The sequence below is a fragment of the Kineosporia mesophila genome, assembly GCF_021129235.1.
GTDB lineage: Bacteria > Actinomycetota > Actinomycetes > Actinomycetales > Kineosporiaceae > Kineosporia > Kineosporia mesophila.
Genome location: NZ_JAJOMA010000001.1, coordinates 761328 through 785423, shown reverse-complemented (window position 1 = coordinate 785423; position 24096 = coordinate 761328). Strand labels below are relative to the sequence as shown.

Annotated in this window: 25 protein-coding genes and 1 pseudogene; 14 read left to right on the top strand and 12 right to left on the bottom strand. The window is 65.3% G+C overall.

All coding sequences use genetic code 11. The annotated features are described in order from the left end of the window. Positions 1 to 94 precede the first annotated feature (94 nt). Both LR393_RS02815 and LR393_RS02810 read left to right on the top strand, forming a co-directional pair. The gene (locus tag LR393_RS02815; protein ID WP_231481378.1) at positions 95 to 1384 is read left to right on the top strand and encodes an ATP-binding protein; all 1290 of its coding nucleotides are present in this window, start codon (positions 95 to 97) and stop codon (positions 1382 to 1384) included. A gap of 3 nt (positions 1385 to 1387) precedes the next feature. Beyond that, complete coding sequence (locus tag LR393_RS02810) at positions 1388 to 2920, top strand: tetratricopeptide repeat protein (protein WP_231481377.1); 1533 nt, start codon at positions 1388 to 1390, stop codon at positions 2918 to 2920. On the opposite strand, the gene LR393_RS02805 is transcribed toward LR393_RS02810, so the two are convergent. Then, positions 2846 to 3544, bottom strand: a complete 699-nt coding sequence (locus LR393_RS02805; protein ID WP_231481376.1) for a dienelactone hydrolase family protein — start codon at positions 3542 to 3544, stop codon at positions 2846 to 2848. The two genes, LR393_RS02810 and LR393_RS02805, sit on opposite strands and share 75 nt — an antisense overlap. A gap of 144 nt (positions 3545 to 3688) precedes the next feature. Here LR393_RS02805 and LR393_RS02800 point away from each other — a divergent pair, with 144 nt between their 5' ends. Together LR393_RS02800 and LR393_RS02795 are read left to right on the top strand one after the other, a co-directional pair. Then, positions 3689 to 3877, top strand: a complete 189-nt coding sequence (locus LR393_RS02800) for a hypothetical protein (RefSeq protein WP_231481375.1) — start codon at positions 3689 to 3691, stop codon at positions 3875 to 3877. A gap of 41 nt (positions 3878 to 3918) precedes the next feature. Further along, a complete protein-coding gene (locus tag LR393_RS02795; protein WP_231481374.1) occupies positions 3919 to 4467 on the top strand; it encodes a GNAT family N-acetyltransferase in 549 nt (182 codons plus the stop codon). A gap of 48 nt (positions 4468 to 4515) precedes the next feature. Here LR393_RS02795 and LR393_RS02790 read toward each other — a convergent pair whose 3' ends face one another. From LR393_RS02790 to LR393_RS02755, 8 genes are all read right to left on the bottom strand, one after another. Further along, positions 4516 to 5154, bottom strand: coding sequence for a hypothetical protein (locus tag LR393_RS02790; RefSeq protein WP_231481373.1), 639 nt, complete (start codon positions 5152 to 5154; stop codon positions 4516 to 4518). Continuing rightward, positions 5151 to 6509, bottom strand: a complete 1359-nt coding sequence (locus tag LR393_RS02785) for a helix-turn-helix domain-containing protein (RefSeq protein WP_231481372.1) — start codon at positions 6507 to 6509, stop codon at positions 5151 to 5153. Before LR393_RS02785 ends, LR393_RS02790 begins: the two co-directional genes overlap by 4 nt. Before the next feature lie 184 nt (positions 6510 to 6693). Then, entirely contained in the window at positions 6694 to 7755 is a 1062-nt protein-coding gene (locus tag LR393_RS02780) for an ROK family protein (RefSeq protein ID WP_231481371.1), read from the bottom strand. Positions 7756 to 7881: 126 nt separating this feature from the next. After that, entirely contained in the window at positions 7882 to 8238 is a 357-nt protein-coding gene (locus tag LR393_RS02775) for a hypothetical protein (protein WP_231481370.1), read from the bottom strand. Beyond that, positions 8235 to 8630, bottom strand: coding sequence for a hypothetical protein (locus tag LR393_RS02770; RefSeq protein ID WP_231481369.1), 396 nt, complete (start codon positions 8628 to 8630; stop codon positions 8235 to 8237). Before LR393_RS02770 ends, LR393_RS02775 begins: the two co-directional genes overlap by 4 nt. 123 nt (positions 8631 to 8753) lie before the next feature. Continuing rightward, complete coding sequence (locus LR393_RS02765) at positions 8754 to 9149, bottom strand: hypothetical protein (protein WP_231481368.1); 396 nt, start codon at positions 9147 to 9149, stop codon at positions 8754 to 8756. Positions 9150 to 9189: 40 nt separating this feature from the next. Next, the gene (locus tag LR393_RS02760) at positions 9190 to 10002 is read right to left on the bottom strand and encodes a methyltransferase domain-containing protein (protein WP_231481367.1); all 813 of its coding nucleotides are present in this window, start codon (positions 10000 to 10002) and stop codon (positions 9190 to 9192) included. Positions 10003 to 10049: 47 nt separating this feature from the next. After that, positions 10050 to 11195: a glycosyltransferase gene (locus LR393_RS02755; protein WP_231481366.1), complete on the bottom strand. Its 1146-nt coding sequence runs from the start codon at positions 11193 to 11195 to the stop codon at positions 10050 to 10052. A gap of 120 nt (positions 11196 to 11315) precedes the next feature. Between LR393_RS02755 and LR393_RS02750 the strand changes: the two genes are divergently transcribed. Both LR393_RS02750 and LR393_RS02745 read left to right on the top strand, forming a co-directional pair. Continuing rightward, positions 11316 to 11936 carry a TetR/AcrR family transcriptional regulator gene (locus LR393_RS02750; protein ID WP_231481365.1) on the top strand — a complete coding sequence of 207 codons (621 nt, stop codon included), beginning with the start codon at positions 11316 to 11318 and terminating at the stop codon, positions 11934 to 11936. A gap of 134 nt (positions 11937 to 12070) precedes the next feature. Then, a complete protein-coding gene (locus LR393_RS02745) occupies positions 12071 to 12955 on the top strand; it encodes a patatin-like phospholipase family protein (protein ID WP_231481364.1) in 885 nt (294 codons plus the stop codon). A 143-nt stretch (positions 12956 to 13098) separates the two neighbouring features. Here the strand turns inward: LR393_RS02745 and LR393_RS02740 are convergent, their stop codons facing one another. Further along, positions 13099 to 13854, bottom strand: coding sequence for a nucleotidyltransferase domain-containing protein (locus LR393_RS02740; RefSeq protein WP_231481363.1), 756 nt, complete (start codon positions 13852 to 13854; stop codon positions 13099 to 13101). 153 nt (positions 13855 to 14007) lie between these two features. Here LR393_RS02740 and LR393_RS02735 point away from each other — a divergent pair, with 153 nt between their 5' ends. Beyond that, complete coding sequence (locus LR393_RS02735; protein ID WP_231481362.1) at positions 14008 to 15576, top strand: HNH endonuclease signature motif containing protein; 1569 nt, start codon at positions 14008 to 14010, stop codon at positions 15574 to 15576. A 190-nt stretch (positions 15577 to 15766) separates the two neighbouring features. Here LR393_RS02735 and LR393_RS36890 read toward each other — a convergent pair. After that, positions 15767 to 15889: pseudogene (locus LR393_RS36890) on the bottom strand (hypothetical protein); the annotation flags it as partial. Between the two features lie 376 nt (positions 15890 to 16265). Between LR393_RS36890 and LR393_RS02730 the strand changes: the two are divergent. The 4 genes from LR393_RS02730 to LR393_RS02715 all read left to right on the top strand — a co-directional run bounded on the left by LR393_RS02730 (position 16266) and on the right by LR393_RS02715 (position 18178). After that, positions 16266 to 16445, top strand: a complete 180-nt coding sequence (locus LR393_RS02730; protein ID WP_231481361.1) for a hypothetical protein — start codon at positions 16266 to 16268, stop codon at positions 16443 to 16445. Positions 16446 to 16630: 185 nt separating this feature from the next. After that, positions 16631 to 16846, top strand: a complete 216-nt coding sequence (locus tag LR393_RS02725; protein WP_231481360.1) for a hypothetical protein — start codon at positions 16631 to 16633, stop codon at positions 16844 to 16846. A gap of 239 nt (positions 16847 to 17085) precedes the next feature. Next, on the top strand, positions 17086 to 17340 hold the full coding sequence (locus LR393_RS02720; protein WP_231481359.1) for a hypothetical protein: 255 nt from the start codon (positions 17086 to 17088) through the stop codon (positions 17338 to 17340). Between the two features lie 379 nt (positions 17341 to 17719). Continuing rightward, positions 17720 to 18178, top strand: a complete 459-nt coding sequence (locus tag LR393_RS02715; protein WP_231481358.1) for a hypothetical protein — start codon at positions 17720 to 17722, stop codon at positions 18176 to 18178. A gap of 888 nt (positions 18179 to 19066) precedes the next feature. Here LR393_RS02715 and LR393_RS02710 read toward each other — a convergent pair. Then, positions 19067 to 19798, bottom strand: coding sequence for a hypothetical protein (locus LR393_RS02710; protein WP_231481357.1), 732 nt, complete (start codon positions 19796 to 19798; stop codon positions 19067 to 19069). Between the two features lie 282 nt (positions 19799 to 20080). Here LR393_RS02710 and LR393_RS02705 point away from each other — a divergent pair, with 282 nt between their 5' ends. From LR393_RS02705 to LR393_RS02695, 3 genes are all read left to right on the top strand, one after another. Beyond that, positions 20081 to 20767: a hypothetical protein gene (locus LR393_RS02705; protein ID WP_231481356.1), complete on the top strand. Its 687-nt coding sequence runs from the start codon at positions 20081 to 20083 to the stop codon at positions 20765 to 20767. Between the two features lie 87 nt (positions 20768 to 20854). Further along, complete coding sequence (locus LR393_RS02700) at positions 20855 to 22261, top strand: ParB N-terminal domain-containing protein (protein WP_231481355.1); 1407 nt, start codon at positions 20855 to 20857, stop codon at positions 22259 to 22261. Continuing rightward, on the top strand, positions 22258 to 24084 hold the full coding sequence (locus LR393_RS02695; protein ID WP_231481354.1) for a DEAD/DEAH box helicase: 1827 nt from the start codon (positions 22258 to 22260) through the stop codon (positions 24082 to 24084). The genes LR393_RS02700 and LR393_RS02695 overlap by 4 nt, the downstream gene beginning before the upstream one ends. The last annotated feature ends 12 nt before the right edge of the window (positions 24085 to 24096 follow it).

Below are 24096 nucleotides of genomic sequence, written 5' to 3'. Positions count from 1 at the left end.
CGACCGCCCTCCACCACAGACCTGGAGCAAAAGCGGTCATCCAGGGGGCGCAAACAGTCAGTGCGGCCCGGCGGCGTGTCGGTATCGTGTCGGGATGACGGTAGATCGGTCGGTGTTCCAGGCCCTGGAGACCGCTGCGGCGAACATGACACCCACCGATCCGACGGGGGTCCCCCTCCGCGTGCATCTGGCCGGTCTGTACCTGTCCGCCGGGGACGCGGCCCAGGCCCTGCAACACGCCACCGGTGCCCTCGCGGCCTCCCCGCACGACACCACGGCGCTGTCGGTGGCTGCCGCGGCCGCTTCCGCGTCGGGCAACGAGCAGCTGGCCGAGGGGTACCGGGCCGTTCACGCGGCCCTCCTCGACGAGGGGTCGGGTAAAACCGAATTGCGGACGCGCATCACGCCGGCTCCCAGCGCACAGACCCCTGAGCCCGGACCGGTGACCAACCTGTTCAGTCCCACCCTCGATCCGGTCGCACCCGCCACCGGCTGGGACTCCGGCGACCCGAACCTGGTGACCCTGGCCGACGTCGCCGGCATGAACGACGTGAAGCAGCGCCTGCACCGATCGCTGCTCGGCCCGATGCGTAACCCCCAGCTGCGGGAGGCCTTCGGCCAGCAGCTGCGCGGTGGCCTGATGCTGTGGGGCCCGCCCGGCACCGGCAAGACCTTCATCGCCCGCGCGCTCAGCGGTGAGCTCGGGGCCCAGTTCTTCTCCGCCACCCCGGCCGACATCTACGGCAGCTACTTCGGCCAGAGCGAGCAGAACATCGCCCGGCTGTTCACCCAGGCCCGCCAGGAGTCACCCGGCGTGGTGTTCCTCGACGAGCTCGACGCCATCGGCGGCCGCCGCTCGCGCCGCAACACCGACCAGGCCCGGGCCGTGGTCAACCAGCTGCTCGTCGAGCTCGACGGCATGACCAGCAACGACGGCGTCTACGTGCTCGCGGCCACGAACGCGCCCTGGGACGTGGACGAGGCCCTGCGCCGCCCCGGCCGTTTCGACCGCACCGTCCTCGTCCTGCCGCCCGACGCCCCGGCCCGTGAGGCCCTGCTGAAGCTGCAGATCACGGGCCGTCCCGTCGCCCCCGACGTCAACCAGACTGCCCTGGAGACCCTCGTGCGCGGCACCGAGATGTTCTCCGGCGCCGACCTGGTGCGCCTGGTCGAGGCCGCCACCGAGCGCGCGCTCGAGCGCTCGGTGCAGGTCGGCCTGGTCAGCCCGGTGACGAACGCCGACCTCCAGGGCGCGCTGCGCGACACCCCGCCCTCCACCCGGGCCTGGCTGTCCACGGCCGCGACCTACCTGGCCCACGCCGCCGGCGCGGGTGACGACTTCGACGAGCTCCGCGCCTATCTGCGCACGCACAAGATCGGCTGAGACTTGACCCTTGCGCCGGTCTGGGCGATGAACTCCTGGCACGACGGCACCTATCTCGGCACCTATCTGATCGCCACCCGCGTCGGCTGGGAGCGCTGGTACGACGCCCAGGGGGCGCTGGACGTCCGCAAACTGCCCCTCGCGCTCGACGCCTCCCCCGCCGTCCTGCACCGCCTCGCCGACCTGCCGGCGCACCTGCGCGGGCTGTCACTCGCCGGGCTGAACGCCACCGACGACGACGTGCGGTTCATCGCCCGCCGCGGCCGGGAACTGCGCTGGATCGACCTGCGCGGCACCCACGTCACCGCCGCCGCCCTCCACGACCTGGCGAAAATCCGCACCCTGCAGTACATCGGCGTCGACCCGCACCTCCTGCTGACCCGCGACCCGAATCGCCGGCCCCAGCTGGTCGCCGGGTCGACCGCCCTGGTGCCGGTCTCCACCGGCGTTCCCGACCCGGACGTCGTCGGCCTGCACGAGACCATCCGTCAGGCCGTGACGAAGCACGCGGGCTCCGGCGCACACGACCCGGACGAGGCCGTGGCCCGCGCCCGGGTCCTGCTCGACGCCGAGCAGACCGAGGCCGCCCTGGCCGTGGTGGCCACGTTCCTCGCCACCCAGGAACCGGCCGTCCTGATCGTTGCCGCGCGGTGCCTGCTCAAGCTGAACCTGCCGCTGCAGGCACTCGCCGCCCTCGCCCAGGCACCCCCGACCGGCGCCGTACTGGCCTGGCGCTCGGTGGTTCTCACCACCCTCAGTCCGCCCGAGGCCGCCCGGGTGGCGAAGGCGGCGCTCCGTGAGACCTTCGAGAACCAGGTGGCCGAATGGGCCCTGGTCTCGGCCTATCTCAACCGCGATCAGCTGGTTCTCGCCGAGGAGGCCCTGAAACTGCTGCGCTCGCGCACGTACGACGACATCGACGAGGCCAAGCTCTCGGCCCGTCTCGCCCGGGCCCGCAAGAAGTACGCGGACGAGGCCGCCGCCTGGCACCGGCTGCTCACCGTGGTGCCCGACGACGCCGACGCCCTGGCCGGTCTCTCCCGCTCGCAACGCTCGGCCCGGCCGCGCTCGTTCCGCTGGATGACGACGCTGAACCGGGCGGCCACCGCGGACATCGGCAAGTACGGGCGCCCGATGATGGCCACCGTGCGCGGTCACCGGCTGACCTCGGCACTCGGTCTTTCCCTGCTTTCCTGGCCGGTTTTCGTGCTCCTGCTGTCGGTCGGCGGGCCGTTCGAGCATCACGTCTGGGGCTGGTCGATCGCCTTCACGCTGCTGGTGGGCCATCTCGTCACCCGGTTCATCTGGTGGCGCACACCCCGCGACATCCGCCGCACGATCCGCAACTCCGACCGGCTCACCGGCGAACGCCACGGCCCGAGCCTGCGGTGGCTACTCATCAGCGCGCTGATAGCGGCCGGTGCCGTGCTCCTGATCCCGGCCAATCACGCGGCCTTCACATCAGCTTCCGTCAGTGCTCTCGTCAGTGCTCCCGTCAGTGAGGTGCCGCTCGAACCAGGCACCGCCCAGGGCTGAGACCTGTTCCAGCTTGCCGGGCTCGGTGAACTGGTGCCCGGCGCCGGGAATCAGGTAGAGCATGGTGGGGGCCCGCATCACGTTCTGCGCCTGCTGGTTCTGCTCCAGCACGGTCACGTCGTTGCTGCCGACGATCAGCAGGGTCGGGGCGGTGACCGAGTCCAGGGCCGGGCCGGCCAGATCGGGCCGCCCGCCGCGCGAGACCACCGCCCGGACCGCCGACGGCCGGTAGGCCGCCGCCCCCAGAGCCGCAGCCGCGCCGGTACTCGTGCCGAACGTCCCCCAAGATATTCCGGCCAATGAGGGTTCGTTCACGGCCCAGTCGACGACCGCGATCAGTCTCTCGGTGAGGAGCCCGGTGGCGAAACGGTACTCCGACGTCTGGCTGTCGGCCCGCTCCTCCTCGTCGGTGAGGAGGTCGACCAGCACGGCCGCGAGGCCCCGCCGGTTGAGCCCGGCGGCCACCGACCGGTTGCGGGGGCTGAACCGCGAGATGTCGCTGCCGTTGGCGAAAAGCACTACGCCGTTCGGGCTCTGCGCCGGATACGGATCGGGGAAGAGGATGTCCGCACCGAGCTCGACCCCTCCGGCCGGGATGCGGCAGGCAGCTGTCGTGGTGGCCATGGGGAGACTCCTGTCGGGTAGATGTCCCGCGGGTTCGCCCCACACCCTGCCACCCGACGACAAGGTTGGGTATCCACCCGTGGGGCGACTTGCCATCGCGGCGTGACGCGCAAGACTGGATGGGGACATGGACAGGAGATGGTCATGACTCTCACCGAACAGGAACTGGGCGAGGTCGTCGACGACCTACGTACCGACTTCCCCGGGATGGATCGCGAAGTCCTGGACAAGAGCGTGCACAAGGCCGCATCCCGCGCACCGCACGACACCGCCAACCAGATCGAGCAGGCCGTGCGCATGCGGCTGCACCTGCGACATCAGGGCGATCATTAATCGCCTCGCCAGGTCCCGATCCGTGACGCCACGATGGTCGCATGACGATCACGTGGCGCCGCGTCGTCGAGGACGACTTCCCGTTGCTGCTCGAGTGGCTGGCCGAACCACTGGTGAAGCGCTGGTGGAACCACGAGACCACCGCCGAGGCGGTCGAACACGACTTCGGCGCATCGGCCCGCGGCCAGGAGCCCAACCAGGACTGGCTGGCCCTCCTGGACGATGACCCGTTCGGCCTGATCCAGCGCTCGGCGTTCGCCGACTACCCCGAGTTCCGTGACCCGCTCGCCCGGATCACCGAGGTCCCGACCGGCGCGATGAGCCTGGACTACTTCGTCGCCGCCTCCACCCTGCGCGGTCAGGGCCTGGGCGTACGGATGATCTCGTCGATGGTCACCAGAACCTGGGTCGACCACCCGGGCGCGCCCTGCATCATCGTCCCCGTTGCCGCCGGGAACCGCCGTTCCTGGAGGGCTCTGGAGAAGGCCGGGTTCACCCGGGTGGCTGAGGGCGACCTGGAGCCTGACAACCCGATCGACCCGCCGCTCCACGTGGTGTACCGGCTCGATCGGTTCTCGACATCGACGTGACATTCACTGTCGAGGATCTGCGCCCCGAAACCTGGACGGCGAGGAGGCTCAGGGATGCCCGGCGCGGCCCAGCCGTGCTCGTTGACTGCCGGAGAGCTCGGCGACCGTGAAATCCCGGCATCGGCCGGCCCTCATCAGTTCATCAGTGATACTGACCGCCTGGGCAGCTGCCAGTCCGCCTTGGCGGACACGTGCCCACAGCAGTCGAGGTGTACTCAAGGGTTCGCAGGAGGGCACCTGGTTCGCGGCGACCCGCGCGTCGTAGTCCTCGCTCAGAAAGCGAAAACGATGTTGCGAACCTCGATTGTGTGCGGCCCGCATCATCTCGATCGCGACGGACTCGGCATAGTGTTCGGCAGGATGGCGAAGAGGGTGTGGGTCTGAGAGGAGGGCTTGAATCCCGCGAACGTCTGCCTCAGCTACCAGACCCAGAGTTTTCACGGGCGGGCCGTACCGGGCCAAGCTGCCGAGAGCAATCTCGGCCAACGACCGGCGCCCATCAGTCGCTGCTCGATATCTCAGCTCGTCAACAACCACATCAAGCAACATGCACGGGTCAGTTCCAATGGCAGACTGGATCTCCCTGTCCAGGTGAAGGCTGACTGCTGCAGACATCAGAGCAGACGTATCAATGAACCAGACCTGTAACTGCACCACTCCTTTTTCCCCCGTCGAGCGAATGGTCATGGACCGTCAGCAACCCCTGACAAAGCCTCTGCTTCCTCTTCCACGGCTCCCATGACCTCGTCGAAGAGAGCTTCGTCGTCGTCCCGCTCCAAAAGAGCGGCGATCAGACGAGTTCCGATCCTCCCTGACCGCGCTGCGGTCAAAGCGGCTTCCAGTAGCCGCTGCGGAGGCCTGACCACCTCGCAGACCGAGTCCGCCAGAGGAGCACCGAGCAGAGGCATTCCGGTGCCCGTGGAATGGCGAGCAGTAATCTGCCGAACGCGAAGAGACTTCTTCAGTGCGACAGCCTCGTCAAAGGTCAGCACATGCAGGTCAGCCAGTTGAAAAAGAAGCGCCTGCAGCGACACTCCGAAACGGACCATCAGATTCCCCAGCACCCGCTGGGCCCCGACGCTGCCGTCGGCCAGCTCCCCGGCGGGAGCGCCGAGACCTGACAACGCCGCCCGGACTCCCGCCTCCGGCAGCAGAAGGTGCGCGGCGAAAGCGTTGACCCGTCGCTCCGCGATATCGTCCGAGAACATCTGCTCACCACCTTCGGTGATGACCTCGCGCGGATCGCTGACCAGATGATGGCCCAACTCGTGGGCGAGCGTAAAACGAACGTGCCCATCGGGAAAATCGGTACTCGCCACGATCAGAGCCTGCTCCGTGGTGTGCGCACAGAGCCCGTCCGCAGTACGCCCGAGCCGGGACAACACAACATCGACGCCGAAGTGACTTTCGATCAGCGCAGTCAGGTCACGAATTTCCGCGCTGCCCAGGTCCAGTTCCTCACGGACCTTCTCGGCCAGGCGACGCCCCTGACGCTGCGCCTCGAGCTTGTTGCGCGGTCGACCGCCTGGATCTGTGCGGCAACTCCGCAACACCTGGGCGCCCATGGCGCTGAGACGCGCCCGGGGCACGTCGACGACACTCGACAACACCCTGTCGATCTCGAGAATCTCAAGTGCCCGGCGTTGCGTCGCCGGGAGATCTTCCCGCGGCACCTCGTCCCCGGCCACGCCGAGTGCGAGCCTGTGGGCAAGCGCCATCCTGGGCGACTCATCCTGTCCCAGCAACCATTCGACGCTTACGCCCAGAGCTCGTGCGATCTCCGGAGCCTCCCGGGCTCCCAACCGCCGCTTACCTGTTTCTATCTTGCTGATCTGGTCACGACCCAGATCCACCCGGGCGCCCAGTTCAGCCCCGGTGAGATGAACACGCCTGCGCGCCTCGGCAATCCGCCGGCCCACTGAGCCGTCCTGCTCAGCCGTTTCCGCACTCGCCTCAGGCGCTCGATTTTCGGGGGTATCAGGAATACCCAGAAGAGCGAGCACGTCCGCTTCCGTGCGGGACCTCTCGACGGGTTGGCTCATCGAATCCTCCAAGCCGTCGCAACAGCACGCGCCGCCCCTAGCGCGTCCAACCGTCTACGACTTGGACAAGACTAACCCCACCATCGCAACATACGCTACCCAGCAAGTGCGATTCGCACGCTCAACGGCTCTTCGCCGTGTAACGGCCCCGGAAGAGGCGCTCACACTGCGCCGGAAGGAAGAGCTAGACGGACTTGGGCACCTCGGCCATCACCGCGTCGAACGCCGCTACAGCCGCACCGCGGGCGCCGGCCATGTCGCGGTCGGGCACGAGCTCGAACGAGGCCGCGGCGAGCTGCTCCGCGCGCAGCTGGGTCGACTCCCGCACGGTGTTGAGGAACCACTGGCGGAACGAGGGTTCCGCCTCCACCACTCCCCCGCCGATGAAGTAGACGTCGGGGTCGGTGAAGTTCGCGGCGATGGTGAAGAGCTTGCCCATGGCCTTGGCCTGCTGCCCGAAGACGGCCAGGGCCAGCGGGTCTTCCTTCTCGCCGTAACCGCGCAGCATCTTGGCCGCGCGCTCGATGGGCTCGTCGGCGAGCGGGTGCCCGGGGAACCGGGTCAGCCAGTACGGCAGCAGGTTGTTCTTGATGCCGGTCAGCGAGGCGAAGCTTTCGACATCGCCCAGAAATCCGCAGTTGCACCGCGGGATGGGCTGACCGTCCTCGAGCACGTCCTGCAGGGGCAGCTGCACGTGCCCCAGTTCTCCGGCCATCCCGGCGGCGCCCTTGATCACGCGCCCGTCGTCGACCACGCCTCCGCCGAAGCCGGTGCCGACGATGCCGGCGACGGACGACTTCTGCATCGCCTCCTCGGGCCCGAAGTACCGGTGGTGGGCGTACAGGGCCGCGGCGTTGGCGTCGTTGTTGTAGACCACCGGCAGCCCGAGCCTGCGCTCCAGGGCCGCGCGGATGTCGAAGCCGTGCCAGCTGACCTGCGAAAAGTTGGTCGCGCCCTTGCTGGAGATGATGCCCGTGGCGCTGGCCGGGCCCGGGGTGTCCAGCCCGACCGCCCGGACCAGGGTCAAGGGTGTGTTGGTGATGCGGATGATGTTCTCGAACGAGTCCGCGAGCGCCTCGACAGCCAGCTCGGGCCCGTCGAGCACGCGGCTCGGGATCTCGACCAGCTGATCCACCAGGAAGCTGCCGGTCGCGTCGAGAACAGTGGCATTGTCAGTGGTGCCCCCGTTGTCGAGCCCGACGACGACCCATGAAGATGGTGTCCGAATGCCCTCCGTCTGCGTCACGAGGCCGAGCCTAGGGGCCCTGACGTCCTGAGGAGAGGGCGGGAAGTCAGGCGTGTTGCCGACCTTGATCACCGGTTTTTGGTCTTGGTGCTCTGGTACGGACAGCCCTGGGAACGCCTGCCCGCATCAGAGGCGGTCGGACCGGCGCCACAGGTCACGCAGGAACCGCGGGTAGACGGCGAGGTAGGTGACGACGCCGACGAACCCGAACGGCAGGATGTTCCGCAGGAAGAACAGCAGCGGCAGCGTCACCAGGATCGTGCCGAGGATCCGTCCGGGCACCCCGAAGGTGACCTCGGTGGCGTCCCAGCGCCCGACCCCCTGGCGACGCCTTTGCAGCCCTTCCGCCGCGACCCGCGACGAGGTCGGGACCACGTCCGGCATCAGCGGTTCCAGGGCCGTCGGCACCGGACGCGGCTGGTAGCACCGCAGGCACCAGTTCACCTCGTGCGCCAGCGACGCGCCGCAGGCGCACGTGCTCACCAGCCGTCGCCCCATTGGCCGTCGAGTTGTTCGCGCAGCCCCGGCCGAATGTCGTCATGATGGACGAAATCGGTCGCCCGGTAAGGGATCCAGGTCGGTTCGGGATGTTCGGCGGCCACCGCGAGCGCGAACCGGTGAATGCCCATGTTCATGATGTGGTCGTGCCAGGTGTCGCGGCTGACCAGCAGCAGGCCGTGGGCGGGCGAGTAGAACGCCTGCCCCTCGGGCATGAAGCGGTGGCCGCTGACCGCGGGCCGGCCGAAACCGACGTACGGCATCAGCACCAGAAAATCCGGGTCGGCCTCGATCGCTTCCAGCGCAGCCTGCGCCGCGTCCGGAAAGTTCTTCAGGTTCAGGTGAATGGTGGCGCGGGCCAGCGCCGACTCCAGCACCGGAACGATGTCGTTCTTCGTGGGGCGCCGACCGAGCCTCCCCGGCCTGCCACCTCGGCGTGATGTCCCCATCCGGGCACGGTAACCCGCTCTTTCACCACCCGGCCCCGTGCCCCGGGCGGTTCACCCGTTTGCCGCCCTCCCACCGGAGGCGGCCCTGTCACCGGATACGGCCCGGCAGACCGGCCGCTGCGCCAGACCCGCGACATGGGCACACGTCCAGGCCCGGACCTCGGCCTCGGAGTCGAAGGCATAGGCCCGGCCCTGGCCGTAGCTGACCGGTTCCTCCACGGTGAACATCGGGTGGGTCGCATCCTGGAGGTCGTAGATCTGGGCCCAGGTGTACGACCGGCCCCGGTAGATGACCTCCATCCGTTCCACGTCCTGGGCGGTACGGGGTGCCCGGCCGATGAAACCGTCCGGCGGAGCGGCGGACGCCGGGCCGGCCATCAGCGAGCTGATCGCGACCGCACCGACTGCCACGAGGATCAGGCGCTTTCGCTGCTGATGATCGGTCATCCACCTCCATCGGCCGACGGACCGCCCCGGGTGAGGGTTTTCACGCCGGAACGCGGATCAGTAGCTCACCGTGCGGGATGCTGATCCAGCCGTCCTCGTGGGCCGCCCATTCCCGCCAGGCCTCGGCGACCGTCTCGAGATCGTTCGCCGAGGCGTGCCCACCGGCCAGCAGCTGCTCGGTGATGGCCGAACCGGTGATGCGGTCGGCCCACATCCCGCCCCACCAGTCACGGGTCGCGGGCTCGGCGTAACACCAGTTCGACGAAGACACCGTGACATTCGTGGCCCCCGCCGCGTGCGCCCAGGCGAGAAGGTGCCGCCCGGCGTCGGGTTCGCCGCCGTTGGCACGCGCAGTGGTGAGGTACATCGTCCGCCATCGGTCGAGTCCCGGGAGCTCCGGATACCAGATGAAGCCGCTGTAATCGGCGTCACGCACCGCGACGACCCCACCCGGCCGGCAGACGCGGATCATCTCGCGCAGCGCCTGCACCGGGTCGCCCACGTGCTGCAGAACCTGGTGGGCGTGCACCACGTCGAAGGAGCCGGACGGGAGCGGGAGATCGTGCACGTCCCCGACCACCAGATCCATCGGGCCACCACCGCTTCGCTGGACCTCCGCGCGCGTGTGAGCCAGTGCGTCTTCAGTTCTCTCGACCGCTGTCAGCCGGCCGGGGGCGACCCGCTGCGCGAGATCGACCGTGATCGTGCCGGGCCCGCTGCCGATGTCGAGCACCGTCTGACCGGCCCGAAGATGCGGCACCAGATAGCCGGCGGAGTTCTCCACCGTGCGACTGCGGTGCGACCGGAGCACGCTCTCGGCATGCCCATGGGTGTAGGTGGCTCGAGGAGTCATGTCCGACGCTAACCCGGGTGTTCGCATTCCGAGAAGGGCGTCTTGAATTACGAGACAGAGGCAGCCCGGGCGAGAAGTAGCGACAGAGCCTCATCGGCTGTGTTCCCCGCCCGGACAGCCTCCGCCACACCCGCCGCAGCCGATTCGAAAGAGGTCTCCCCGAGTACCTTTTCGACCGCCGCACCGACATCACCCGGCGACGACACCACCTTCCCGGCACCCACCGATGCCACCCGGGCGGCGTTCATCGGCTTGTCCAGGCCGAAGGGCAGCAGCACCATCGGGACGCCCACCGCCAGGGACGAGAGCACTGTGCCGGCCCCGGCCGCACTGACCACCACATCGATCCCGCTGTCGAGCAGATCGCGCATGGGCACGAACCCGGCGACACGGACGCGGTCCTCAGCGAGCACCCGGTCGCCGAGGTCACCGGGGGTGTGCGGTGCGACCACGACGTTGACGTCGTACTCCAGCAGCGAGTCGAGTGCCGCGCCGAGCGCCTGCGGATCCTCCACGACGGTGCCGAGCGTGAGCAACACCGTCGGCCGGTCCTCCCTCCCGGAGAACGCCGGGCGCTGCCACGTCGGCCCCTCCCCCGCATGCGGCTCGGCCTGCACCGCGATGCGCTCGACCGGGTAGTGGTCAGCTGCGTCCAGCAGCACCTGGGGCCAGGGGTCCAGGTAGGCCAGCGGCTGCGTGCGCACCACTCCCTCCTGGGCGTAGCGCTTCACCGCAGCCTCCTCGATCCGGACGGCGAGCCCGGGGTACAGCGGCAGGCTCCCGCCGTGGACCGCCCAGGGAACACCGATCGCGGCGGCGGCGAGCGGACCGAGATGGTCGGCCATGTCGGCGACGACCAGGTCAGGGGCGAAGTCCTTCACGACGGCCAGGGCCTGGGCGGCGCCGAGATCCATCCGCGCGTCCACGAAGAAGTCGATCGGGGTGCTCGCGGTGTCGGCGTCCTCGTCCAGGGACACGTCGCGCACGTCCCGGCCGGACCGGCTGAACACCTCGGCCAGGTTCTCCTCGATGGACGGACCGGCCGCCAGCAAGGGCAGGGACGGCGCCTGCGCGGCCACCGACGGATGGGTCATCAGGGCCACGTCGTGACCGGCCCGCTGGGCCGCGCGGGCCAGAGGAAGCATCGGGAGCAGGTGCCCGTAGGCGGGGCAGCTGCTGATCAGAATGCGCATGGGAGCAAACTCCGGTCTCTGGAACTGATTCTGTTGATCAGAGTCAACTCTAGCCAAACTTCGGTACTTCCTAAAACGCCCAGGTCGACCCGCCCGAGCGGGTCCACCTAAGATCACCGGGTGGCCAAGGAACAACGCCCGGCGAACGGCGCGGGAAGGCGGGCGGAGTACGCCGAGCAGACGAAGCAGGCGATCCTCGAGGCCGGGCGCACGCTGTTCGCCGAACAGGGCTACTTCGCCACCAAGGTCGAGGAGATCGCCCGGACGGCCCGGGTCGCGCCGGCGACGGTCTACGCGGTCGGCGGAGGCAAGAGCGGGATTCTGCGCACGCTGATGGAGGCCGGCGTCGCCACCGAGGACGTCACCGAGATCCTGGCCCGGATCCAGACCGCTACGGACCCGCTGGAACTGCTGACGTTCCTGATCCGTTCAACCAGGATGATCTTCGAGACCTGGTCGCCCCTGATGCGACAGGTCGTCGCCGCTGCGCCCCAGGAGCCGTCGGTGCGCGACAGCCTGGAGATCGCCCATCGTTCCCTGCGCGGAGGCCTGGAACTCACGGCGCGGCGCCTGGACGGGCTCGGCGCCCTGCGCGTCACGATTCCTCAGGCCACCGATATTCTTTGGCTAAATCTCTGCAACACAGCATATTTCATCCGCACTGACGATCTCGGCTGGAGCCTGGACACGTCGGAGAAGTGGCTGAACGAGACCCTGCCGCCGCTACTGCTCAACCAGTGAATCCGCACGTGCGCCCGCCCCGTACCCACGGACAGGCAAGATCACGTCAGTAACCCCGATTCACACCTAAGATGACATCTTTCAATGTCATCTTTCTGAGGGGTCTTTTGAAACTCGGCGAACATCTGACCCTCATGACTCGCGAGGAAGACCCGACCCACAAGCCGGCCCTGGTGGTTCAAGGCGGTGGAATGCGCGGGATCTACTCGATCGGTGCACTGGCGGCGCTTGAGGACGCGGGTCTGCGGGATGCGTTCTCGGTGGTCGTCGGCAGCAGTGCCGGGGCGATCAACAGTGCGTATTTTCTTGCCGGGCAAGCCAATGACGGCCTGCACATCTACCTTGATCACCTGTGCACCAAACGGTTCATCAACACCCGTCGGCTGTGGCGGGTGGTGGACGTCGACTACCTGATCGACGACGTGATGCGTACCCGGATGCCCCTGGACTTCGAGGCCCTGAAGGCAGCTTCCGCCGATCTGCACATCGTGCTCACCGACGCCGAGACCGGTGAGGCCCATGTCGTGAACACGGACGACGGACACGATCTGCACGAGGTGTTGCGGGCCACCGCCGCCCTGCCCGCTCTCTACAACAAGCGAGTCCTCGTCGGGAACCGCCGCTACATCGACGGTGGCATCGTCGCCCCCGTCCCCGTCGATCAGGCCTTCGCCGCCGGGGCCACCCGAGCCCTCGTGGTCATGACCAGGTCGTTCGACTTCCAGCAGAACGACCTGAGCACCCTCATGCGCAAGCTGGGCGTACTGCTGGCCCGGGGTCAGGCACCGTTCGTGAAGGAGAACATCAGCCGGCCCAGCGAGCCGTACGCCCAGTTGCTCGCCCGGCTGAAGGTCGAGAAGTCGCTGGCGTGGCGCTCGACGTGGACCGTTGCGCCGGAAGCCATTCCGGTCGACCGGACCAAGACCGACTCGGGCGTGCTGCGGCACACGGCCGAGCTGGGGCGAGCCGACATGGTGGCGATGCTCCAGGAGGAGTACCGGCCGGTGACCACGCATTGAGCCGCTGATTCCGGTGCGCTTCACCGACCGGAGCCTCTTTGGCCGACCCTTCGGCGGCTCTGAGCGGGGCCGGCCCCGCTCAGAGCCGGCCCAGGGTTCGATGACCCGCCGGCTCGTGGTTGTTCGGGTCTGGCCGACCATGTTTATGGACGTTGTTGAGCCTTGATCTCCTGGATCGCCGACAGTGCGCGCACGGCTTGGATGAGGCCTGCCGGGTCTCCGCCTTCTTCCACGAGCCGGTCGACCTCATGCAGGTCGGCCAGGATCCGTTTCTCGTTGGTCACCCACTGCCCCTTGGAAGCCGCTATTGCATGGGCGTATTCGGTGAGCGCCACGGCAATGAGGCCGAGGGCCTGGACGGTGCGGCCCTGTGCGGCGTGGTTGTTCTCGGCATAGTCCAGATGCATATCGGCACGGCTGCACCACGTGCCCCGGGCCGCGTGGCGCAGAGCCTCGGGGTAGACCGCGACCTCGGGCAGGCTGCCACGTAACACCTTGTTGATCGCCAACTCGGCCACGACCAGATACGTCGGGATTCCGGCGAGGTGGAACATGAGTGGCTCAATGTCGAACTCGCCGCGCTGCGCCCGGGCCAGCTGGGCCTCCACGACTTCCAGTTCGCGGTAATGAATGTCGACCCGCCGGCCCTCGATGCGCAGCCAGACGCCACCGTTGAAGACCCCACCGCCCCAGCCACCGACCTCGGAAGCCTCACCCTCCCAGCCAATATCACGCAGCCCCTGAGGATCGAACCGACCTCGGTAGTAGATGCCCAGATCCCAGTCGCTGTCAGGACGGGCCGTGCCCTGGGCGCGCGAGCCGCCGAGCGTCACCGCCTCGACCCCCGGCAGAACCACGAGCTGATCTGCGATCCGATACACGAAGGCGTCATCACTCATGGATCCATGGTGACACGTTTCTGGTGGCGGTTTTTCACGACATCCAGCGATGCAATTATCGCTCTCCGACCGGACGGCCTCGGAGTATGAAACCACGCCCACATGCCGTAGCATTCGGACAAATGTTCGAACCGACGGTGCGGGGGCGCGGTCATGCAGAAGAGCGTGTTATCAGTCTGGCCCCAGGTGAACCTGGCGGCCATGCCACCTCTCGACCTCTTCCAGGAAGTTGAAAAATTCTCCTGGACATCATCTTCCGAGAAGCATTGCCTGGGCGCGACCACCGCAGCCGAGCGCGTGAAGCGGTACCTCGACGCCGTCCAGGCTCAATCCCTGGCCCGGGCCGCGGCCTTGGCGGCGCAGGCCCAGACCGTCCCGCCCGGTGCAACGTTCGACCCGATCGACGGTATCGATGCGGTCGCTGCCGAAAGCTGCCTGGCGCTAAATATTACGCGGGGTGTCGCCACGCACCAGGTCGTCAACTCGATCGAGATCTGCCAAGACCTGCCGGCCATCTGGCGGCTTGTGTACGACGGGAAGTTCGACTGGCGCGCTGCGGTTTCGGTGAACACGCAGATGCGTAACCGTCTGAAGCCCGGCAGCCCGGCCTGGGAAGCCGTGCAGAAGGCCCTGGCCCAGCAGCTGCCGGGCAAGAATCAGCGCCAGGCCATCGATGCCGCCAAGCGGGAGATCCAGAAGGTCGATCTCAACGCCGCCCGCAATCGCTACGAGGAGGCGGTGAAAGAGAGCTGCGTCTACGCATACCCGCTGGCCGACGGCATGGGTGGGCTGACCGTCAAGCTGCGTGCCGACAAGGTCATGCTCATCAACTCCATGCTCGACGCCCTGGCCGACAGTTGCCGTGACGCCTTGCAGCGAGCCGGTGTTCCCGACGCACGAAGCCATCAGGAACGCCGGGCAGACGCCTTGGTGGCCCTGTTCCAGGCCGTCCACGACCAGAACCCGCTCCCCTACCTCTCGGAACCCCGATCCACGAGCGACGCCTTCAGCCGCCAGGCCGCGCCCTTCACCGAGGGTTGCATCCTGGGCTGGTGGCAGACTCCGCACACTCCCCGCCAGCAGGGCCGAAAGCCGCATCTGGTCGTCACCATCAGCGCCGACACTCTGCTCGGCACCGACGACCTACCGGGAGACCTGCAACGCTTCGGCGCCGTCCCGGCCGACCTGGCGCGCGAGATCGCCCGCCAGGCAGGCCAGGTCACCGTCATCCCGGTCGGCACACCCCAGCACGGTCCCGGCGATCAGGCGAGCTGCACCGAACCCTCGACACGCTACAAGCCCCGCCAGAAGGTCATCGACCAGGTACTCGGCCGGTTCCAGCACTGCGTGCACCCGGGTTGCAGTCGCGACGCCGTGCAGTGCGACATCGACCACGCGATCCCGTTCGCCGAGGGCGGCGAATCGTGCCCCTGTAACTTGGTGCCGTTGTGCCGCTTCCACCACCGCCTCAAGACGCACGGAGGCTGGAAGATGCGCCTCACCCGCCCCGACGAGCCGTACCCGACCGGCAGCATCGAGTGGAAGAGCCGGCTGGGCCAGCATCACGTCGAGGAGCCGCCATCCATGCCCGGCGTCCCTGACCGCGCAACCCGTGACCGGATCCGTGAGGAGGAGTGGCAGAGCGAACTGCGACGGGTCGACCCGGGCAACCGCACCGTGCCCGCCGAACCCGAGGTGCGTTTCGGAGAACCGCCCTTCTGATGCGGGGAGGAGCCCTCTCGCCTACGCCCTCAGAGCGCGTTCCCGATGATGACCAGCTCGATACAAGTCATCATGACGGTGAGACTGATCCAGACCACCGGGAGACGGGCGAAGTCCTGCCTGAGCCGGGACGCCGCTCGAACAGCCATAGCAGCACGCTGACGAGCACCGTGATCCCGAGCAGAAGAATGGGCCCGGTCAGCACAGCCTCGGTGCGGCCGGCCCAGCGGTCAGGCCCATCCGCCTTGTAGTGGACAACGATGCCACCGTCAGGAAGGTGAGACCAGGCGAGAGCCGCGACAAGCAGCTGCACAACCAGTCCGATGCCGGTCACGATCCATACCCGGCGCAGGGCGGTACCAAGCTCAGACACCCTTCAGTATCTCCGCCCCGCTCCCCGCTGTCACCCCTGGATAACCATTGGGAGAGAGCATTCATGGCTACCTGACCAATCTTGCACAGCCACCACCGGTATCCCACATTTGTCAAAACTCTCGACGCCCGCGGCTAGTTCGGTAGCCTGCCGCCCAACCGCAGCTGAAGAAGCCATCGAGAATCCGAACGGGCAGGCGTGAGCACATACCAGTACTACGACTTCGTAGCGATCGACTAACCCTTGACGTCGGCAGAACAGGCTGCACTGCGGGAGATCTCGATGCGAGCGACGATTACGTCCAGCGGTTGCGTCAATGCCTACGACTGGGGCCGATCTCAAGGCAGACCCCCGGCAGATGGTCGAGAAGTACTTCGACGCGTTCCTCTACACCGCCAACTGGGGCACCCGGCAACTGATACTCCGTTTCCCCAAGAAGCTACTAAGCCTCGAAACAACCGAACAGTACTGCTACTTCGATGACATCAAAGCCTGAACCAAAGCGAGCTACACCCTCGTCGGCCTGACCTACTCGGCCGAGAACTTCGACGACGATGCCGAGCGGGAAGACCAGTACGAAGGCGAGGGCCAGCTCAGCATCATGGCGCCCGTCCGCTCAGAGGTTATGGAGGGCGACTACGGCTGCTGTACCTGGGCTGGCTGCTGGCGGCCGACAGCGGGTTGCTCGATGACGACGAACTGGAACCCCCGGCGCCCGCAAGCCTGGCGCACCTGTCCGACCCGTCGCAGACCGTCGCCGGATTCCTCAACCTCGATCCGTATCTAATCGCGGCCGCCGCCGAGAACAGCACAGCGTTCCCCCACGCTGCGGACAGCGATCGCACCGTCAGCGATCTGCTGATGCGTGCCGCCCAGTTGCGCAGCCAGGCGGGCTGAACTTCACCTGCTTTTGGACGTCGTTGAGCTTCGATCTGTCGGGTCGCCAACAGATCGGCACGGCTTAAACGAGGTGCCCCGGACACTCCGCCCTCCAGGAGATGTCGCGCTGCCCAAAGGTGCCGCCAACGTCGCTGACAACGGAAAATCCGATCTCGTAGCGAATGACGCCCAACCCATAGTGTCGAATGATGACCTTTCGGTAGTTTTGCCGGTGGGCCGACGTGGGGAGAGGCAACGTGAGCAAGCTCGACGACAGCATTCAGGCGGTAGACGCAGTCCGGCAGCACTTCAACAGCGCCCTTGGGCAGTTGCAGGCCGCAATCTCCGAGATCGAGGAGGGTGCTGCGGCTGGCGAAGCTCTGGGAGTGGAGGGCATCGTCGAGTTGTTCAGCCAGGCCAAGCAAGGGCTCGAGGCAATTACACAGGCCACTGAGGGAATCGACGAACAGCTGGACGCAGTGGTGGCGGTGCTGGAGGCCGGCAAGGGTTGAAGGACGGACGGCTCCGTCGACCTGCCGGCCAAGCTGAGTAAACCACCAGAGCCGCGGCAGCCCGCCGAGGAGAGCCGACTCGAGGACGATATTGCGTTCGCTGGCTGGTCAGAGGAAGACTTGCGGATCACGCGAGAAGCAGGCTGGGCACCAGACACTCCGGAAAAACTGACTGAGCAGCGTGAAACCGCGAAGGATCCACGTCTGAGCTGGAAGAACAGCCGTCCAGCGGCAATCGCGTCCGGAGCCTTGGTTTACGAAGTAGCCTCAAACGCCCTACCCGGTCTCCCCGGCTGGGCCTGGGGAATCATTGGAGGCACTTTGGTGGCCTCAGATGCGTTCAAAGCAATCAGAACCTGGTGGCGAGGAGAAGGTCCAGATGCACATTGACCCTGCGGCAGAAGACCTCGGGCGTGAGGCCGTACGTACGGCCATTGCCCAGGACAAGGACGGTCTGCTTGCAGCTCTCGAGCAAATCGCCCAAGCCGAGACCCCCGTCCAGGAAGCAGTTCTTCCCATCTACGGTGCGGTGGGCCGGTCTGCACTAATGCGCATCTATAAGGATGGTCCTCCGAACCAGCAGCAGAACCTCGACATGGCCCGCCGGATCAAGGAGAAGGAAGACTGGACGCCGCTGGAGGTTCGCGAGCTCTGGGAGATCATCGAAGGGCTATCTACCGATGATCACGCTCCCCAGGTGCCGGCTGACCGCTTTGCCGTAGCGATTTTCGTAGTCGTGGGTTACCTGCTCTCTCATTACGTGGGGAACACGGGGTTCACTACGTTCTATGAATACCTGGATGACATCTTGAACGAACTAGTAACGCAACAAAGCTGAAATACAAAACCTTGCGAGGGCACATCGCGGGTCTGAATTCGCCCAGGTCCAGTGCCCGACATGAGCTTCGAGAGACGTGAACGGCCACCGAACCCAGACTCGCCAGCGGATGCATTCTCTCGGGAATCCGTCCGTTAGGAGTACGTCAGGCTGAGATCGAGACCTGGCCGGCACAGGTGAAGGACGAGCGGCTCTACCAAGTCTCCGACCTCTTTGGACGATCACGTGACGCATCGGCAGACCGGCGAGGAGAGCCGATTCGAAGATGACATCTCCCTCGCGGGCTAGGCCAAGGAAGACCTGCGCATCGCCAAAGAGGTGAGCGCCCCACCGGTCAGGGATTCACAACAAGAACCACAGAAGTAAGAGACAGTGACACAGCTTCCGAAAAGGCGGACAGCGGAAAAACGTGGCGATCGTCACGGAAGCCGCCGTCTACGAGTAAGCGTCGAGTGTTTCCTGCAGTTCTAGTGTGAGTCTGCGGAACCGAGGGAACAGGAATAATGGCCTTTGACGTCTTTCAAGGTGGCCAGAACATGGTGGCGAGGAGAGGGCTCTTCAGATGCACGTTGATCCGGCAGCGGAAGACCTGGTCCGAGAAGCCGTGCGCATGGCCATCGCTCAGGACAATGACGGGTCCCTCGCCGCGCTTGACGCCATCAGCGCAGCCAATCTCGCACTTATGGATAGAGTCATGCCCATCGAGTCGTGGCCACTTGCCGGGCCCTGGATATCTATAACCATCGCATGAACCTTCTCGTCCCAGTTTATGGTTAATCCACATTTCAGCGATAACGACGAATCGCGATGGTCCGTATATTTACTTAATGGGCTGCGTGACCTCGCCGACCAGGCCGTCGGCACAAGAATCAGACATATGAGCCTGGCCTATCGCTCTCGATTGAGTGAGACGAGGGTCCTCGCGGCTACCGTCTCTTCGGCCTTCAGAAAAGCTCCGACTAGATCAATGATTTCGCGATCCTCCCGTTGCGCTGCGTAGTGAAGCATCACTTGCGCAGCATCTTCGAGCCCTTCACGCCGGCAGGCCACAATCACCGTGACCACCTCGCGAGGTTTCCAGTAGCGCCCGATGTCTCGCAGGACGCCCGCCGCGTCGCCATCCTGGCGGGCATCCAATCGCGCCCGCAGTTCAGGCAAACCGTCCCAAGACCCTTGCCGGTCCCCCTCCGGCGGGGGGACCGGCAACACGGCCTGCTCCTGACCAGCAAGGACAGCCCTGGGAGCCGGCCTTACCTCAGTGGACAGATCACCCAAGTTCCAAGGCCGTAGACACTGGGTGCACTTATCAGGAGAGGTGGCGTGAAGTGCCGCCCAAGTAGCAAGTTCCAGCAGGTCAGCGAGCTGCGGCAGCTTCCGGCCGTCCCCCCGGGATATTGCTAGCTGGTGGAAAGACTTGATCAGAGCTTCATCCGGGCGCTTCTGCGAACCACGCAACAGGTTCGAGAACGAAGTCTTCTCCACCCTGCAGAGCTCAGCCATCTCCCGCTGGGTGAACTTGGAACTCAGAGAACTGTCGAGCTTTCCCAGCTCCTGACAGAGCTTGGCCAGCGGCGTGCCCGGAGGCACCTTGATGGGTGCACGCTCTCCTCGACGGGGCATAGCTGACTCCCTCTCATAACACAGCTATCGGCTAGACCTCATATGAAGTCCGGCGCCCCGTGCGGGCATCCTCTCTCATTTCTTCCTTCTGGTCACCAAAATCGTGTCCACAAAATCGGCCCAATCGGATGGACAGCAAAAGTTCCCAAGACCGCCACCGACGGGTAATACTCGAAAGCAGCAGCGGGACGCCGCATGGCGTCTTCGCATCCGTGACCTAGCGATTGGTGCGTGTCCAGAGGCTTTGGGCCCGGCTTATTCGCTTTTAGGGGAAGGTGAAGGATGTCAGCGTCTCTGCCCGACTGGACCGATTCGAAGCTCGGTACGAAAAAGAGGGCCGCTCTATGGCTGCTCCAGGTGGTTGGTGAGGGCAACATTTTCACCAAGAGTGCGCTTCGGGACGCGTTCCCGGAGACCACCCAGATCGATCGCCGTATGCGTGACCTTCGAGCGCACGGATGGAAGATCGATACCAACCGCGAGGACATCAGCCTGGACGCTAACCAGCAGCGATTCATTCAGCAGGGTGAGGCTGTCTGGGAGCCTGGCAAGGGAACCCCATCCGGCGCTGGAGCCGGCGCGATCGGCCCCGCCCAGCGCCGCGAACTGCTGGTGCAAGATGGCCACAAGTGTCGGAGCTGTGGAATCAGCCCTGGGGAAACGTACGCCGACACGGACATCACATCACAGCTCGACATTGCCCGGCGAACGGTGCGTCAGCCCGATGGGGAAGACAAGGTGCAGCTCATCGTGGAGTGCAACCGCTGCCGAGTTGGCAATTCCAAGCTCAAGGCTGACGTCGGCGAAGTCATTGATCGGGCAGCCAAGCTGCCGGCCATCGAGAAGAAGATGCTGTCCTCCTGGATCGACCAGGACACCAGGACTTTTAGCGACGTGGAACAGTTGTGGGCTGATTACCGAACGTTGCCCGCCGAGGCTCGCGACCTCGTGCGCCAGAAAGTTCTCTGAACCTCACCAGCACCAGCTCTGCAGGCCACAGCTAGGTCATCTCATGCCGAACCCCGGCCCTAGCGCTCGAGATCCCAAGGACAGACGTTGAGCACTGACTTCGGCACTCCCCCCAATGCAGGGCAGATACGCGGCCTCGTTGAGGAACGTCTCACGGAAGCCACTGGAGCGAACGGGGTGCCCGAAACCCTGAAGGTCGAGTTTCGAGGGCAGCCCTTAAACGTTCAGGTCATCGACATGCCTGTCGCCCGCTTGTACTACAACCCGGGCACGCACCGAATCCGCGCCCAGCGCAGTCATGACCTAGGTAAGGACGCGCTTCTGAACCAGGACCCCTGGCAGGAAGAAAGCCAGGAGTACCTGCATTATCTCCTCTCGAGGCTGCCGGCCGATCCGTCCAAAACTGACCCCAAGTTCGACGAGCTGGTCACGAGCCTGAGCGACTACGCCCAGCTCGAGCCGGGTCTCATCACTCGCGACGGCATCCTCGTCAATGGCAACACCCGCCGGGCGGCCCTGAAGGATCTTGGAAAGCAGTTCATCCGCGTCGGGGTCCTTCCTGCTTCGACGACGTGGGAAGACATTCACACGGTCGAACTCACGCTGCAGCTCCGGCAGGACCACCGGCGTGACTACTCATACATCAACCATCTACTGGCGGTCGATGAGCAGATGACACTGGGGCGAGGCCTGCCCGAGATCGCTCGCACTTTCCACACCACGAGCCCGGCTCTGGAGCGTGACGTCTGGATTCTGGGTAGCCTGCTCGACCTCATTCGCCGAAGTACTAACGGCGAGTTCTCCCTTCGGCTCATGGATTTCGAGGACCACAAGGAGAAGCTCTTCGAGCTCTACCGGTCGGTGAAGAACGAGCGCAACAAGGAGAAGGCCGACCTCCTCAAGGAGGCCCGGCTGGCCGCCATTGCTCTCGAGTTCGCTAAGACCGACGTGCGTTTCATCGAATCTGACTTCCAAGATCGCTTTCTCAACCAGCGCCTTCCCGACAGCTTCAAGCAACAGACCTCTTCCACGGCGGCCCCCCGGACTATTCCTGGGCTCAACCGTGCTGCACCTACCTCGGCTCCACAGGTCAGCGCCGCTAGAGCGCTCACGGACGCTGTGCTGAAAGTTAGGGCCGTCGAAGTTGCCGGCGAAAAGGCCAATCTGGAGCAGCTTGCAGAGGCCGCGAAGTCCAAGGAAGAACTGCTGGCTGCCTTCGATGAGGCAATCGAGTTCGCCGGCAAGGACTCCCGGATGCGCAAGAAACGCCAGGCTGCGCCCGATCGCGTTGTCGATGCTTGCAAGGATCTCGATCAGTGCGTCACCGACCTCGTAATTGCGCGTGGTAACGGCAGTCTCGACGAGGAAGCCTTCGATGACGCCCTCGTGAAGCTGCAAGCCACCCTTCGTAAGGTCGCGGTCGAGGCAAACAAGAGCATCGATCTTCCCGGCGATGGGCTCGTGTGGCTGAACGAGGCGGTGTCTCAAGAATGACATCCACCGAATCGCAGGATTCATCACTGTCCCTGACTTTCGATGTGACGCGAACGCGCGTGGTTCTGCGGGCGGCGACAGACTTCCGCGATCAGTTTGCCGGGCTGGTGGGGCATATCTCCCCCGGAGCTCAAAGCGGACCGCTGACGGCAGAGATAGGTCTAGACGAGTTTCTCGCCGCAGTGGGCGAGCTGGCCACCTGGCCCGATGCGGCGGTGGTGTGGGAGGAAGCTCTTGCCAATCTAGTTACCAGTGTCCTCGATGACGCTGACACAGCTGAGCAGAGACTGACGGGCTCGGCGCAACTGACTGCTATTGGCGCCCCCTCCGCGAGCAACGTGATCGACCTGCTGGGCGCCAGCTGGGCTGCTGACCTCACCAACTTCCAGCGCCGTGATGTCGCGGCTCTGCTCGGGATGCGCCACGGGGCAAACTTCAGTGTTCCGGGTGCCGGTAAGACGCGGGTCGCTCTCGCCATCTTCGCAGCCATGCGCACGCGCGGTGAGGCCCAGCGCCTGCTCGTCATTTGCCCAAAATCTGCCTACGAATCATGGCAGTTCGAAGCGGGAGCTTGTTTTGACAAGCCTCTGCGCACGTCGATCATGAGTGGCGCCCCTGATCCCATGGCGGAAGTCGTTGTAGTCAACTACGAACGCCTCGCGCGTTCGGTCCCGAACTTGTCGGCTTGGCTGAGAACAGCATCTTCAATGATCATCTTGGATGAAGCTCATCGTATGAAGCTCGGGTCAAGTGGCGCCTACGGAGCCGCCTGCCTAGCCCTTGGTCCGCTGGCGAATCGGAGGCTCATCCTCACAGGCACACCAGCGCCAAACGGCGCGCGCGACTTGGAAAGCTTGCTCTCCTTCGTCTGGCCCGGTCATGGTAAGCGAGTAGTCACCGATGCGGTTGGCGGCGGCAACCTCGCATACGCGAGTTCTGTGTTGCGCCCGTTGTTCACCCGTACCACCAAGACAGAGCTAGGGCTTCCTCCCGTAACTACGAAGATCCGTTACGTCGATCTTCCAGACCTGCACCGTGAGATCTACGAAGCCCTGAAAGGCAACCCTGGCGCTCGCGCTGGAGATCTGGATGCTCTCGGCAAGGCTATGCTCCGGATGCTCATGGCAGCCACGAGCCCCGCACTGCTGGCAGAAGGCACAACCCGCTACGAGCCCCTTGCCTATCAGGTGCCTCCTCTAGAAGCTTCGCCTCACGATTCCCTGAACACCTTGCTGAAAAATCTTCCTCAGCATGAGCTTTCACCCAAGTACACAGAAGCTGTAAAGATTGTCGCCGAAAACGTGGCCGACAAGCGCAAGACTATTGTGTGGAGCACTTTCGTTCGGAGCATTATGACTCTTGAGCGGCTACTCGAACCGTTCAGCCCCGCAGTCGTTCACGGTGGCAGTAAGGATCGCGATGATCAGATCAGGCGCTTCCGGGAGGACCCACAATGCTTCGTACTCATCTCGAACCCCGCGACCCTCGGCGAAGGAATCAGCCTTCACCATGACTGTCATGACGCCGTCTATGTCGACAGGGATTTCATGGCCGGCCGTTTCCTTCAGAGCCTCGATCGTATTCATCGTCTTGGTCTTGCCCCTAATACCGAGACACGAGTGACCGTGCTGGCTGCCCGCAACACTGTTGACGAGATCGTTGCTCATCGACTGGAGGAGAAACTGGAGTTCATGGGTGGAATCCTGGACGACCCCGCCGTTCGGCAACTAGGCGACCTTCAGGAAGATGAGACGCTGAGCGCCGGCGGCATGGATACCGCCGACATTTATGCTCTCCTCGCCCATCTCCGCGAGAAGGAATAATCCGCCGATACC

Excerpts from the sequence above, each read along its gene's own strand:
- LR393_RS02815 (WP_231481378.1), top strand. The coding sequence starts at position 95 with ATGACGGTAGATCGGTCGGTGTTCCAGGCCCTGGAGACCGCTGCGGCG.
- LR393_RS02805 (WP_231481376.1), bottom strand. The coding sequence starts at position 3,544 with ATGGCCACCACGACAGCTGCCTGCCGCATCCCGGCCGGAGGGGTCGAG.
- LR393_RS02800 (WP_231481375.1), top strand. The coding sequence starts at position 3,689 with ATGACTCTCACCGAACAGGAACTGGGCGAGGTCGTCGACGACCTACGT.
- LR393_RS02795 (WP_231481374.1), top strand. The coding sequence starts at position 3,919 with ATGACGATCACGTGGCGCCGCGTCGTCGAGGACGACTTCCCGTTGCTG.
- LR393_RS02790 (WP_231481373.1), bottom strand. The coding sequence starts at position 5,154 with ATGACCATTCGCTCGACGGGGGAAAAAGGAGTGGTGCAGTTACAGGTC.
- LR393_RS02785 (WP_231481372.1), bottom strand. The coding sequence starts at position 6,509 with ATGAGCCAACCCGTCGAGAGGTCCCGCACGGAAGCGGACGTGCTCGCT.
- LR393_RS02765 (WP_231481368.1), bottom strand. The coding sequence starts at position 9,149 with ATGACCGATCATCAGCAGCGAAAGCGCCTGATCCTCGTGGCAGTCGGT.
- LR393_RS02760 (WP_231481367.1), bottom strand. The coding sequence starts at position 10,002 with ATGACTCCTCGAGCCACCTACACCCATGGGCATGCCGAGAGCGTGCTC.
- LR393_RS02755 (WP_231481366.1), bottom strand. The coding sequence starts at position 11,195 with ATGCGCATTCTGATCAGCAGCTGCCCCGCCTACGGGCACCTGCTCCCG.
- LR393_RS02745 (WP_231481364.1), top strand. The coding sequence starts at position 12,071 with ATGACTCGCGAGGAAGACCCGACCCACAAGCCGGCCCTGGTGGTTCAA.
- LR393_RS02740 (WP_231481363.1), bottom strand. The coding sequence starts at position 13,854 with ATGAGTGATGACGCCTTCGTGTATCGGATCGCAGATCAGCTCGTGGTT.
- LR393_RS02735 (WP_231481362.1), top strand. The coding sequence starts at position 14,008 with ATGCAGAAGAGCGTGTTATCAGTCTGGCCCCAGGTGAACCTGGCGGCC.
- LR393_RS02730 (WP_231481361.1), top strand. The coding sequence starts at position 16,266 with ATGCCTACGACTGGGGCCGATCTCAAGGCAGACCCCCGGCAGATGGTC.
- LR393_RS02715 (WP_231481358.1), top strand. The coding sequence starts at position 17,720 with ATGCACATTGACCCTGCGGCAGAAGACCTCGGGCGTGAGGCCGTACGT.
- LR393_RS02710 (WP_231481357.1), bottom strand. The coding sequence starts at position 19,798 with ATGCCCCGTCGAGGAGAGCGTGCACCCATCAAGGTGCCTCCGGGCACG.
- LR393_RS02705 (WP_231481356.1), top strand. The coding sequence starts at position 20,081 with ATGTCAGCGTCTCTGCCCGACTGGACCGATTCGAAGCTCGGTACGAAA.
- LR393_RS02695 (WP_231481354.1), top strand. The coding sequence starts at position 22,258 with ATGACATCCACCGAATCGCAGGATTCATCACTGTCCCTGACTTTCGAT.